The sequence below is a fragment of the Bacteroidota bacterium genome (genome assembly GCA_016715425.1).
Lineage (GTDB): Bacteria > Bacteroidota > Bacteroidia > Chitinophagales > BACL12 > JADKAC01.
Genome location: JADKAC010000008.1, coordinates 174,078 through 186,766, shown reverse-complemented (window position 1 = coordinate 186,766; position 12,689 = coordinate 174,078). Strand labels below are relative to the sequence as shown.

14 protein-coding genes are annotated in these 12,689 nt (G+C 33.2%); 3 read left to right on the top strand and 11 right to left on the bottom strand.

Annotated elements, in window-relative coordinates:
* Window positions 1-3: 3 nt before the first annotated feature.
* Window positions 4-609 carry an HD domain-containing protein gene (locus tag IPN31_14940; protein ID MBK8683170.1) on the bottom strand — a complete coding sequence of 202 codons (606 nt, stop codon included), beginning with the start codon at window positions 607-609 and terminating at the stop codon, window positions 4-6.
* Window positions 610-1,040: 431 nt separating this feature from the next.
* Here IPN31_14940 and IPN31_14935 point away from each other — a divergent pair, with 431 nt between their 5' ends.
* Window positions 1,041-2,150: a DUF5005 domain-containing protein gene (locus IPN31_14935; protein ID MBK8683169.1), complete on the top strand. Its 1,110-nt coding sequence runs from the start codon at window positions 1,041-1,043 to the stop codon at window positions 2,148-2,150.
* A gap of 272 nt (window positions 2,151-2,422) precedes the next feature.
* On the opposite strand, the gene IPN31_14930 is transcribed toward IPN31_14935, so the two are convergent.
* Window positions 2,423-4,561, bottom strand: a complete 2,139-nt coding sequence (locus IPN31_14930) for a hypothetical protein (GenBank protein MBK8683168.1) — start codon at window positions 4,559-4,561, stop codon at window positions 2,423-2,425.
* A gap of 562 nt (window positions 4,562-5,123) precedes the next feature.
* A complete protein-coding gene (locus IPN31_14925; protein MBK8683167.1) occupies window positions 5,124-5,969 on the bottom strand; it encodes an AraC family transcriptional regulator in 846 nt (281 codons plus the stop codon).
* Window positions 5,970-6,470: 501 nt separating this feature from the next.
* Here IPN31_14925 and IPN31_14920 point away from each other — a divergent pair.
* Complete coding sequence (locus IPN31_14920) at window positions 6,471-6,788, top strand: helix-turn-helix transcriptional regulator (protein ID MBK8683166.1); 318 nt, start codon at window positions 6,471-6,473, stop codon at window positions 6,786-6,788.
* Window positions 6,789-6,791: 3 nt separating this feature from the next.
* On the top strand, window positions 6,792-8,045 hold the full coding sequence (locus IPN31_14915) for a HipA domain-containing protein (GenBank protein MBK8683165.1): 1,254 nt from the start codon (window positions 6,792-6,794) through the stop codon (window positions 8,043-8,045).
* A gap of 109 nt (window positions 8,046-8,154) precedes the next feature.
* Here the strand turns inward: IPN31_14915 and IPN31_14910 are convergent, their stop codons facing one another.
* The 8 genes from IPN31_14910 to IPN31_14875 form a co-directional block, all read right to left on the bottom strand.
* The gene (locus tag IPN31_14910; protein ID MBK8683164.1) at window positions 8,155-8,409 is read right to left on the bottom strand and encodes a type II toxin-antitoxin system RelE/ParE family toxin; all 255 of its coding nucleotides are present in this window, start codon (window positions 8,407-8,409) and stop codon (window positions 8,155-8,157) included.
* On the bottom strand, window positions 8,409-8,618 hold the full coding sequence (locus IPN31_14905; protein ID MBK8683163.1) for a hypothetical protein: 210 nt from the start codon (window positions 8,616-8,618) through the stop codon (window positions 8,409-8,411). The genes IPN31_14910 and IPN31_14905 overlap by 1 nt, the downstream gene beginning before the upstream one ends.
* 32 nt (window positions 8,619-8,650) lie before the next feature.
* Entirely contained in the window at window positions 8,651-8,854 is a 204-nt protein-coding gene (locus tag IPN31_14900; GenBank protein ID MBK8683162.1) for a hypothetical protein, read from the bottom strand.
* Between the two features lie 99 nt (window positions 8,855-8,953).
* Window positions 8,954-9,523, bottom strand: a complete 570-nt coding sequence (locus IPN31_14895) for a hypothetical protein (protein ID MBK8683161.1) — start codon at window positions 9,521-9,523, stop codon at window positions 8,954-8,956.
* Window positions 9,513-10,436: a hypothetical protein gene (locus IPN31_14890; protein ID MBK8683160.1), complete on the bottom strand. Its 924-nt coding sequence runs from the start codon at window positions 10,434-10,436 to the stop codon at window positions 9,513-9,515. The genes IPN31_14895 and IPN31_14890 overlap by 11 nt, the downstream gene beginning before the upstream one ends.
* A gap of 59 nt (window positions 10,437-10,495) precedes the next feature.
* The gene (locus IPN31_14885) at window positions 10,496-11,158 is read right to left on the bottom strand and encodes a hypothetical protein (protein ID MBK8683159.1); all 663 of its coding nucleotides are present in this window, start codon (window positions 11,156-11,158) and stop codon (window positions 10,496-10,498) included.
* Between the two features lie 5 nt (window positions 11,159-11,163).
* Window positions 11,164-12,183, bottom strand: a complete 1,020-nt coding sequence (locus tag IPN31_14880; protein ID MBK8683158.1) for a hypothetical protein — start codon at window positions 12,181-12,183, stop codon at window positions 11,164-11,166.
* 143 nt (window positions 12,184-12,326) lie between these two features.
* Window positions 12,327-12,539, bottom strand: coding sequence for a hypothetical protein (locus IPN31_14875; GenBank protein MBK8683157.1), 213 nt, complete (start codon window positions 12,537-12,539; stop codon window positions 12,327-12,329).
* Between the last annotated feature and the right edge of the window lie 150 nt (window positions 12,540-12,689).

The following is a 12,689-nucleotide window of genomic DNA, read 5'->3' as shown; positions in this document are numbered from 1 at the left end:
CACTTATATTTTTTTATTGTTATTTACTAAACCCAATATGCGTTTTGTATGCATTGATTTTCCAAGGTTATGCGAACTCTTCACTGAAGCAGTAAAATAGTGGTGCTTCTGTAAAAATTCTAATTGAATTTTATTCCATTCATCTCTGTCTTTAATCATTCCCAATTCATGTTGCTCTTTAAATAAAGTTTCAGAAACAGTTTCATAATCTGTTCCGCCGAGATAATATAAATCTGCATCACAAATAATTTGCTCTAATTCTGTAGCAGGAGATTGCGGCAAACGAGTAGATATTATCATACTGCAAATTATTTTTATTTGCTCTTCAGTTAATCCAAAATCAGGAAGTTCCGCTCGGGCAATTTCACAGCCACGCATTTCATGACCTTTATACACATCAATAAATCCTAAGTCGTGATACAGGCAGGCAACATGCAACAGAAACAGATCTTCTTTATCAGTAATACCCTCCATTTGTGCTATTAACAAAGCACTTTCCAACACATCTCTTGTATGATGCATACCGTGATAATATAAGCCTTCAGGAAGTTTTTCTTCCAGCTTTTTCCAAACATGTGCTTCTATGGAAGCTAAGTTTCGGGTTATCATAAGTTTGAATTGTATAGCTAAAGTATTTAATTCAAAGTTATAATGTGTGAATTTGTTTTGGAGTTAATAAGCTATCAGTGTCTGATCATCTCTTGCATTTTTTTTTGGCCTAATTTTTGAGCCCTATTATCTTCCTTTGATTCAACTTTACCTGCTTGACAGGAGGACAATCAAAAGCTTGTGCTAGTTGTTATAATAACTCAAAATTGTAGTGTTATAAAAATTTTTTCATTTAAATAACTATATGACTTTTTTAAATCTTCAATATAACTCCGAATTTCAAATCTGTGCGTCATTGCGAGGAAGGAACGCAGAGGATGACAAAGCAATCTCATGTTAAGGAAAATAATTTATCCCTCTATGAAAATTTCCGGTGGTATTAAAATGATTTCATTCTAATCAATATCTTTAATAATTATAAACCATTTCATATGACTAAATATTTACTGATTATCTCAATTGCCTTTGGATTACATGCATGTCAAAATCCGGAAACAATAATTACGGAATTAGATTATAATGCAGAAGAAAATGCCAGCATGAGTAGTGGCGTTTCTGTAACAGATGCAACTCCATTTAATAATTTGTTTACTCGCTATGGAAATGGATGGACTGGAGGTGATGCTACCTATTCTTGTTTGTTGCCGGACGGCAGAACAGTATGGATGTTTGGTGATTCATTTTTAGATACTGTGTATGCAGATAGAAGCAGACCCCCAAGTGGTTTAGTGCGCAATGTATTTATGATTCAAAAAGGAAAAAAATTCAGCACTTTGGTTTCAGGAAGTATTGACGAACCCGAAGCTTTCGTGAATACACCCGATCCGGATAATGCATGGTATTGGCCGGGAGATGCCACCGTGATTGACGATAATTTATTTGTGTTTATGGAATATTTTATTCGCACCGGAACCGGTGCCTGGGATTTTGAATATCAAAGAACTGATCTTGTAAAATTTAGTTTACCTGATATTTCTGAAGTATCACGCACCACTGTTTGGGAAGGTGGTGATGTAATTTTTGGCGCTGCAATTTTAGAATGGGAAGGATACATTTATATATATGGAGCCGAAACTTTTTCATTTACAAAATATGCACAAGTGGCTAGAGTACCTGCCGATGATATCTATGCAGATTGGGAATATTTCAATGGCGTTTCATGGCAAGATACTTTTCCCGAAGATGAAGGCAGATTAGTAAAAGCAAATGGTTTTCCGGTAGATGTATCTGCACAGTATTCTGTTGTGTATTACGATGGTAAATTTAATTTACTTACGCAAGAAGGTTTTCTCGGACCAAAAATTCATTCCTACTTCAGCACATCACCAACAGGACCGTGGAAGCAGAAAACATTAGTATATGAAACTCCGGATTTTGATGGTGATGTATGGACATATAATGCATTTATGCATCCGCAATTTATTAATCCATCTACAGGTGCAATACTAGTTTCGTATAATACTAATGCAGCTAATTTTTTCGATCTGTTTAGCAATGCAGATTATTACCGGCCTTATTTTATTTGGGTAAAATTTTTGTGAGATATAGTATAGGAAATCAGGAAATATTTATTTCATTAATAAATTTATATCAGTTATGATTTAAGTAGATTAGTACACAAACCATCCGATAGAAATAATTTCAATTAGTATTACAAAACACTGTATTGCAATAAAATTTATGTAGGATAAATCAATTGTATTTATTTTTTAATAAAAAATTAAATAAAAAAAATATTCAAATATTCTTTAGAATTAAAAAGAGGCTGAATCACTTTTGAAACAGCCTCTTTTCTTTTACTGATTAAACATATTTAAGATAATACAGCAAACCCCACTGCTTTTGGTCCGTACTGCGGAAAATATCCAGGCGAACTGTTTAGAATTACTCTGGTAGTAGCAATCATTCTTACTGTATAGCCGCAAGGATCAAGTTTCGCAGTGTCAAGCGACCAGGATGCATTTGCATCACCCATATCACCAATTGCATTGTATGGCCTGCTTTGAGGTGCAGGTGTTACACCATTGGTATGAGTGGTCGGTTGCAATTCCAAACTCCATCCACTAAAATATGCATGCACGGCTCTTACCCTTCCATCAATAAGTGATGCTGATTTATCATAACTATGACAGTCACCTCCAATAATAGCAAGATCAAGATCATAGGCAGGATTAACTGCAACACCTGCATCCGGATTAACGGTCATTGGTGTATTATTAATAATCATAGAAAATTCATCGGCTACTTGAATAGCGTTTGTTTCATCAGTGAAGAGCATCTTAATTGTATAGGTGCCATCTGTAAGTCCACCAGTGCTCCATCCTGCCAAGTAATTGGTTTCATTGTATAATTGGATAGCAGGATTTTGCTTGTAGGTGAACCAGCCGTCTGAAACAATTTGATTATCGGTGAATTCTAAGTTTGGATCGGGTGCAAAATCAATCATAGAAAATGTTTCATTGGTGGAAACTGTTGCATAGGTACTATCAGCTGCACCGTATTTTTTATACATAATCTTGTATTTAATTACTCCGTTAAAACCATTTCTATCAATGATTCCATGAAGACTTACCCATCCGCCCCAAGGACGATTATTTGATGCATTAGGTGAAGCACCGTTATAATTAAATAGATGGTGACTAGGATCTATATCATCTCTGTCCACATTGCCTACATAAGTGATAACTGCATCCACATTTGAACCCAAACCCGGTCTTATCTGTACAACTGCATCAACATAATTTCCATAATGATTTAACTGATTTGAATTTGTTGTACTCGGTAGAGACTGCCAGGATAATACCCCACGAATATGAATAATGTTTGGCGAGCTGCATGTTTTAAGTCGATGCGAAAAATCAACCGGTAGAGCAACATTATAATATAATCCGTCAGCAGGAATATTGGATATATCGTGAACATCAACACTTGCTGTACCGAGGTACTGACCATACACCCCATCATTATTCCAGTCGGCCCAAAATGCAACATATTCCTTTGATCCGGTACTGCAAAGGTCACCACCATAACCACCAGAATTTTTAACATGAATAACAGCACCAAGTGTATCCTGTGCCGTATTTAATCCTACGCAATATAATTCTTCATAATTCACATTTGCTTTTGTAACTGGTGCAAGAACAAAATCACTGATATCAGAAATACTGATGTCCAATGAACCTAACTTTTGTAAACTATAAGTAGTGGTCTTAGCAAATTTCATTTCCGATCCTATCTGTGAACCAATAGCCGAATAAAAAACTCTGTTCGGTTCAATTTTTAGTGCAGCATAATTTCTATGCAATACTTCAAGGGATGCAGGAACAGGTTTCGCAATTGGTATTTGAAATTCCATATCAATGGGTGGAAGTTTTTTAATTTCTGTAAGGTGGATAATATCTTCCCAGATAAAAAATTTCTTGCGGTCGAGCTGTATTGAGCGATCGAGTGTATTACCGTAATACGACTGTGTATTTGGATTAGTTGAAGGAATGGTGTTCCAGGAAAGCACTGCCCTTACAGTTGGCACAACAGCTTGATTGCAGCTCAAAAATTTTCTATGGCTTGCATCGTCAATATATAATTGCGACATATAAATTATGGGATGCTGTACACCGGGAGGAGCATCGCTGATGTCTGCAACTTTTGTGCTGGTATATCCCATGTTCTGCCAGCCATTGCCATCATTAAAGTCAATAAAAAAGCGTACATATTCTTTAGATGATGTTGAGCATAAGTTGCCACTATAACCCGACGTTTGCTTAATAGAAATAATCGCTTCAAGCCTTTCCGCCTGCGGATTATAACCCACACATGTCAGTTCTTCCCAATATGTAGTGTTAGTTGTAAGCCCTATCTGTATAAAGGGTGAAAGAAGAAATTTTTGTCGGGTGCCAACAAAGACATTCAGCTGTTCTTCGCTGAACTTCCCCGGAATTTTTAAATAATTCATAGATGGTGATTTTAAGTATTTAATTGAATGATTTTTAAAACCCCTTTTAGCTTTTTGGATTACTATCGTTAAAACAAAAATTATAATTAGGTCTTATTATTTGAGTATGATTTTATGTTTGAGCTTACATGAGTTATTCTATTTCTTCAACATTACACTACAGATGTCATCAGGCTAGTTTAATCGCTAAATTATTTCATCAATTTACTTTATATCAAATCAATGATTTCACAATCCTATAATTAAAAAAATAATAATTGTATTCTCAATAATTCTTTAAAGTTGACGAGACACCAACTGCGAGATACTTATTTTAAGTAATAAAACTATATAACACTTTAAGCAAATGCATTAATAATGTTTGGCAGATAAATTTGAGTTGGGTTAAAAAATGCTATTTCTTTTTTATATATGATTCGCATACAGTGTATTCTTTAACCTACCCAAGTTCTTTCTAGTAATTTAATTAATTCCGATTGTATATATTTTTTTATTAATTATGAATCAAATATATGTTTGGATAAATTTCCAGAATAGTATAAACACGACATTCTGGACTCATTTATAATTCTGAAAAAGAAGCTTCAGCTTCTGATATCTGAAAATGCATAAGCGATTCGATATTATTTTCTTTTAGCAAACCAGGATTAATTCCTGCAAAGAATTTAAAATCATGTATCATGTGCATTTGGTCGTAATAACCACAATTATGAGCAATAGCAGTCCAACTGCATTTTGGAAAATATTCTTTGTACTGATAAGCCCGGGTGAAACGAATTATCCGACTATATAATTTAGGACTTAGCCCTATTCGTTCCAGGCTTATACGTTCTAATTGACGCACACATAAGCACGATAAAGAAGCGAGTTTTTCTACCGATAAATTTCCACCAGAATTTATCAGGTCAGATATTGCCGCATCAAAAGGTAAAAGCGGTTTTAATTTCCATAACTTACTCAATAGATATTGTTGAATAATAATATTTTTTTGATTATTTGAATTTGCATTTCCAAGTTGCTCAATTAATCCATTCACTTCCTTTCCTAACAAAAGACTACCATCAAAATCACGATCTATCATTTCATGCTGTGGTATGCCTGTTAATCTAAACATACCAGAAGGTTTTAATACTGCACTCACACAAAAGTGGATTTGGCCAAAGTTCAATTCAACTGGTTTTAATTGCTGCCCCACAATTATTGATCTGGGACGAAGAGAGTATTGACTATTTTCCTTTTTTACCTGAATCTGGTCGGCGAGGTGGAAGCACAAAAATCTTTCATAAGTAGGGACGAAGGTAGAGATGGAGGAAATGTTTCTTTCACAATCGAAATCAAAATTTGAAATAATTATAGCTTCTACATAATTCTGCAATAATGGATGTGGTTGAAAAAAAACAGGTAACATAACAGTACATTAAAGTTTCTTTAAATTTAACTATGTGTATGTTCAAGTAATAAGTTTAAATTTTTCAGTGAGTAATATTTCAAATGCTCATCCTATAAAAGTAACGATTGCATTGCAATTATTAGAAGAATTTAAAAATTCAATTGGTATTGACATAAACTGTATTTATTTGAAATTTTCTTTTGCATCATCATTCCTCGCAGCAGCCTAAATAGCCCATGATATTTTTTATTTGGGGGGATAATATTCTCTTGCCGCTAAACCTATTCTCACTCACTACGCTCCAATTTTTTCTTGATGTTATCATCCCAGATTGTGGGGGTGAAAAATTGGTGCTATTCGTTAAAAAGATACACTCTTAATATTGATTTAAAGGAGAATTTAAGTGTGAAGGTTTTTCCTTTCATATAATTATTTATAGAGATAAGAACCCTGCGGAAATAAAAATAACGTGTAGTATCATACCCATTTAATCTATGTTTGCGTAATATTATACAAGTTATGGCAAAATCAATTATTCTTCCTTCCGTCAAAAAAGTATTAATTAAGCTGGGTGAAAATATTCGTTTAGCACGTTTACGTCGCAAATTAAATGCAGCTCAAGTTGCGGAGCGAGCCAACATTAGTCGCAAGACATTGTGGGCTGTTGAAACCGGTTCGCCCGGCGTTGCTATGGGTACTTATGCGCAAGTGCTTTTTGTGTTAGGTCTTGAAAAAGATTTGCTATTAATTGCTGAAGATGATACGTTGGGAAGAAAACTTCAGGATGCAGGATTAACAGTAAAAGAAAGAGCGCCTAAGAAAAAGAAATCACTTTAAGAAATGACAAAAGCACAAAAAGAAATACTGGTGTATGCGCATTGGAAAGGCATGGTAAAACCCATGCAGATGGGAATACTTAATGCTACTTCAATGAAGGGTAAAGAAACCTTTTCATTTAAATTTACTGAGTCATGGATCAGTTCTGGATATTCACAAATGATAGATCCTGATTTGCAATTATTTTCAGGTGCATTTTATCCGGCAAATGAAAAATCAAACTTTGGAATATTCTTAGATTCATGTCCTGACAGATGGGGAAGAGTTTTAATGCAACGACATGAATCTGCACTTGCGAAGTTGGAAGGTCGCAACGCTAAAAAATTATTGGAATCTGATTTTTTAATGGGTGTGTTTGACCAACATAGAATGGGTGCATTGCGGTTTAAGATAGATGAGATGGGGCCGTTTTTAAATGATAATAAAAATATGGCTTCACCTCCATGGACTTCATTACAAACATTAGAACAAGCGAGTTTAAAATTTGAAGATGAAAAAGTGGATGACCCGCAGTATTTGAAATGGATAAATCTCTTAATAGCGCCGGGTTCTTCCTTGGGTGGTGCAAGGCCAAAGGCAAGTGTAGTGGATGCAAAAAATAATTTATGGATTGCAAAATTCCCAAGTAAGTCAGATGAGAAAGATATTGCTGTCTGGGAAATGCTAACAAATGATTTGGCGGTAAAAGCAGGATTGAATATGGCGGAAGGAAGAATACAAAAGTTCAAAAATAAATATCATACTTACTTAACTAAAAGATTTGATAGAAACGCAAAAGGTGAAAGAATTCATTTTGCATCTGCAATGACCTTACTAGGATATAGTGATGGTGCGGGATCAGAGGGTGCCAGTTATTTGGATTTAGTAGAATTTATTTCAAAAAATGGAGCTAATATTGAAACGGACCTGGAAGAATTATGGCGAAGAATTGTATTTAGTATTTGTGTAAAAAACACCGACGATCATTTAAGAAATCATGGATTTCTACTCACGGATAAAGGGTGGATATTGTCACCAGCGTATGATATTAATCCAAACGAATTTGGAACAGGTTTAAGTGTGAATATTTATGAAAACGATAATGCACTTGATATAGATTTAGCATTAGAAGTTGCGCCATATTTCCGATTAAATAATTCAACCACACAACAAATAATTAAAAAGATACATGCCTCTGTGAAGACATGGAGAAAGCTATCATCGAAATACGGAATTACACGTACCGAACAAGAAAGAATGGCGAGTGCGTTTGAATAAGAAATTGTTAAAAATTATTCATGGTGAGAATTGAAATAAAGACTTAATCTCAACTTGAATGGCGGCGGGTTGGGACACCAATTGATAGAAAAAAAGTTGTGATTTAAATTTACTCATAAATATTTTTTCTATGTCCTAAGTCAATAACATCTACCAAAAGAGTTGAATCGAATATTTCATAAATAATTCTGTAATCATTAACTCTAATCCGATATCCTTCTCTTCCTTTTAATTTTTTGCAACCTTTAGGCCGTGGATTATTTGCAAGATTGTAAATGGCTTCTTTAATATTGGTGTAATACGGTTCATTTACTTTTTCCAGAATTTTAATTGCTTGTTTCTTAATGGTTACAGTGTAAGCCATTATTTTTCTTTACGTTTTTCTTCAATTATTTTAAACGCATCCTCAATGGGTATTGAAGGTTCATTGGATTCTTTAGACTCATCATAAAGTTTTATATCTTCCAACTCTTCCAATTCTTCTAAAATGGCTTTAAAATCATTAAGCGGAAGTACAACGGAAATCTTTTTACCTGTGCTATCTGTAATATATTGCGGAGTTATTGTAAGCATGTCATTAAGTTATAAAATCAAAATTAATTTCTTTACCAGACAAAACAAATTAAAGGTTGGCAGATGTAGAGTTCACTGAAATTATAGAAAGTATTACCTTCTCCATACGTTTCTGCATCACTCTCTTTTCCATTAAACCCAAACCTGTACTCACTTCCAGCGCTCCAATTTCTTCCCGGCGTTAACATCCCAAAGGGATTGTGATGTAATGCTTTAATGTTTATTACTATTTTCAATTAATAAAAATAATGAAATACAATATTTGCGGGGATATTCTTATTTAATTTTTTTGTTTTGAATCTTGTTAGAATAAAATAAATAAAAAATTCTACTGATTATAATGCTGATAGGATTTGTATTATCTTCTCGTTAAGTATTAAAGAATCACTTAAAGGAATTTTACCAACCTTAGATTCCACATCTATTTTTTCTGCAAAATCATCAAAATAAACACCTCCAAGAAAACCACTATCTTTACTAATTACCATTAATTGATACTCATTGGATTCAACTCCATCTATTCTAAATCTATTAATCATCAAAAAATAATTTATGCTATTAAAAGAATGAATATTAATTATATTATAATTATTTGTTTCTACTAATTCATGTTTTTTACCAAAATCAAAATATTTTTGAAAATTCTCCTTTGTTCCTATATACAAAGCATCATCTTTCCAATAACACTGTACTGTTTTAACTGTTTCATAAGATAAAATTTTTACATTAAATTCATAAAGTATTTTGCTATTCCAAATTTCTCCATAATTTGCTATACTATACCAGTTATTTTCATCGAAAACAACTTTTTCCTTTATATTCTTAAAAAATGACCTTTCAGTATTAGATTCACAGGAAAATAAAGCTGCCATAAAGATTAAACTCAAGAATAATTTATTTTTCAAGATATTCACCGACATTTTTAATTGCTTTATTTGCTTGATTAATATATGTTTTATGAGGCGTTCCTTCTTTTGCATCTTCTGGTTTTGGACTATAATGGCTATAATTACCATGATAATTATAGTGTTCTTGTTTCTCTGACTTCTCATGTGGAGTTCCATCCTCTGATACTGTAGGATTTATTTTAGGTTCAATATGAGCCTTAATTTCATGATATATAGTTTGGCTCAAATCTAAAGGATTTCCATCTTTCGCCTCTTGATAACCTCTACTATTAGTATTTATAACAATAACAGAGATTTCATTTCCTTTTCGTTTTGAAGCCGAAAAATCAATCCCATCAAGTGGTAATAAGTCATCAATTTTTTCATATTTATTACGAATAAGCTTACCATCTTCTGAAATATTAGCCGCAGATAAATGAGTTGTATAGGCTTGACGTGATGTGTTTTTTGAACCATTTGAACTTTCTATAGCACGGTAAACAAAATAAACATCCCTTTGCTTAATTGTTCCTTCAGTACTCCAAATGACCTTCATTATTTCAACTCCCACATCTGTAGCTTGCATAATAAATAAAGCATTTCTACCCTCCTTGCTTTTTAATAAATCACCATAGTAAAATTCTTCTAGTCCATCCAAATCAATCGCTACTATCGGTTTATTCCCGGCAAACTGATAAGGTGTATACCAAGGGTAAGATTGTGTTAATGGATCAACACTTAAAAACTTTCCAAACCGTGAATTATATATCCTAAAACCATAATCATAAATATTTCCTTCTCCATAAGTTTCTGCATCACTCTCTTTGCCGTTAAAACCAAACCTGTACTCACTTCCAGCGCTCCAATTTCTCCCCGGCGTTAACATCCCGAAGCCATGATGATGTGAGGGTGAAAAATTGGAGAGGTACATTTTATAAATGTTAAGTTTGATTTGGGATTTTTTCAATTTAATTAATAGCTGAATGATAGCTAATTTAAGTCAACACAAACAGACATCCGAGTAGAATCCCGTTTGGATTTTTCAATTACTCGAATGGAGTTTTTAATTAAATGCGCATAATCTTTAATTTCATTTAATACAGAATCTTGAGGTGCTGCGCCTATAATATTTATCTTGGCGTAAGTATCATTTAATAAACAAATTAGATCCATATGGTAAAACATTGTATCTGGTTTACCATAAAGGGTTCTATACTCAGTTAAAATAAATTTGTAGCCATTTATATATTCAAACTTATTTTGAAAAAAATAAATTGAATTATAATTAAATTTATAGTCGGTTTCAATATCTTGTAAAATATAAATACTATCTCTAAACTTTTTAACATATTCCTTATACAACCAATCATTAAATCGAATATATATAAAACCCATATTTAATGTAGTATCAAATAAATTACATCTTTCAGAGGTGTAATTAGACTCATTTAGAGGAAAGAATTTAGGCTTTTTATCATTCTCAATATCTTTAAAACTATCTGGCAATTCAAACTGTAACACCAAATATTCTTTCCCCAATGAATCTATTTTTTTATTATCTCTTCCATTATTTTTTAAGTTTTCTTGGCAGGAAATATTACATGCAAAAATTAGAGTAAAAATTGCCCATACTTTATATTTTAAAAAGTGCATATAATTTAATCTTGTGATACCGATTTATTCTTATCATAGTTGTCTGTTGGTTCAAATCCGGAGAACTTTTCTCTATATCTCGGTCTTAAATCTTTTGTATACCCAGAATTCATCCAATCCTCTGCGGAATCATAGCCTTCAATGGATCTGTTTATTAATCCCGGCGTACTATAATTATTTCCCATTAGTCTGGGACCACTTACCATTATAGAATAAGAATTAGGTATGTCCACATTTCGACTATTTAAAGAATTTAAATCATTAGGGTTGATAGGTATAGTTACATCCATCACGTCTGAATAGCCTACATTATGTCCCAATCCGTGAGAAATTAAATATACCCCGGCAGTAACAACTGGATTTGCTGTAGACTCTTCACCAACAGAATTTCTCTTATCTACTAAAGCATCGGAAGATATGCCTACTACCTGACCAAATTTAGGATTAGAGGATGAATGACCTTGTCCAACAGATTCACTTATTTCAGGTGAATTATATGAACCCCAGTTTGCATCCCAAAGGTCAGAATTTTCACTATTTGCAACATTCCTTTCTGCAAATTTACTTACATCATTTGCTGACCCAATTGCAACCACCGCATCACTCATATCTAAATACTTCCCATCAAATTCACCATGTTTTGTTTGATCATATTCCACCACTTGAACATTTAAGTTCAACGCTTGTGTTAGGAATACTTGTGTTTGATATATTATTTGTTCTTTCTGAGTTGTGGTTAACTGCCCTTCACTTGAAGGTAGGAAAACGACATAAATGAAATTCTCCCTTCCATCTACGTCTACAATAAGGACGGGATTGTTACCAAAGCCTGAATACGGACTTAAGTTAGGATACTTTCTTTGAAGAGGATCTACACTCATCCACCTCCCCAACCTTGCATCATAAATCCTTGCTCCAAAGTCATAAGCATTTCCTTCCCCATAGGTTTCCGCATCACTCTCTTTCCCGTTAAACCCAAACCTGTATTCACTTCCAGCGCTCCATTGCCGTCCTGGGATTAACATCCCGAAGGGATAGGACGGTGAGGTTGAAATATGGGATGGAGTCATTTTAGGTATATGTTTAAGATAAGTATATTTTAGTGGTAGTGATTAAAGCCAAAATAATTTTTTTCTTGATCTTCACTTAGCGATAAATTTTAAATTCATTAATAATTGTAAATCCACATACCATTCTTTTTTGGTTGATAAAAATGAAATGTATCGGCAACAAAATATATATCATCATAGGAATATCCAGAATCAATTAGAATCTCATTATAGCCGGTATATTGTCCCTGGAAAGAAACTGTATCATTCAATGAAATTTTTTCTCCACTTATTTCAGCTGAGCCATAACAATCATAAATTATTAATGTCAAATTGAACCCATTTTCAGATCCAATCATATTGATTGTATCAGGTAAATTGCAAGGGGCCCATATATATCCAGTTTCTTCATAAAAAATGAGAATATTGCATTTGCAACTTTCATTTTTGAATTATATTTAAAGTTTGTGATAAGAAAAATA

Coding starts and splice junctions, on each gene's coding strand:
- IPN31_14940 (MBK8683170.1), bottom strand. CDS start 609: ATGATAACCCGAAACTTAGCTTCCATAGAAGCACATGTTTGGAAAAAG.
- IPN31_14935 (MBK8683169.1), top strand. CDS start 1,041: ATGACTAAATATTTACTGATTATCTCAATTGCCTTTGGATTACATGCA.
- IPN31_14930 (MBK8683168.1), bottom strand. CDS start 4,561: ATGAATTATTTAAAAATTCCGGGGAAGTTCAGCGAAGAACAGCTGAAT.
- IPN31_14925 (MBK8683167.1), bottom strand. CDS start 5,969: ATGTTACCTGTTTTTTTTCAACCACATCCATTATTGCAGAATTATGTA.
- IPN31_14920 (MBK8683166.1), top strand. CDS start 6,471: ATGGCAAAATCAATTATTCTTCCTTCCGTCAAAAAAGTATTAATTAAG.
- IPN31_14915 (MBK8683165.1), top strand. CDS start 6,792: ATGACAAAAGCACAAAAAGAAATACTGGTGTATGCGCATTGGAAAGGC.
- IPN31_14910 (MBK8683164.1), bottom strand. CDS start 8,409: ATGGCTTACACTGTAACCATTAAGAAACAAGCAATTAAAATTCTGGAA.
- IPN31_14905 (MBK8683163.1), bottom strand. CDS start 8,618: ATGCTTACAATAACTCCGCAATATATTACAGATAGCACAGGTAAAAAG.
- IPN31_14890 (MBK8683160.1), bottom strand. CDS start 10,436: ATGTACCTCTCCAATTTTTCACCCTCACATCATCATGGCTTCGGGATG.
- IPN31_14885 (MBK8683159.1), bottom strand. CDS start 11,158: ATGCACTTTTTAAAATATAAAGTATGGGCAATTTTTACTCTAATTTTT.
- IPN31_14880 (MBK8683158.1), bottom strand. CDS start 12,183: ATGTTAATCCCAGGACGGCAATGGAGCGCTGGAAGTGAATACAGGTTT.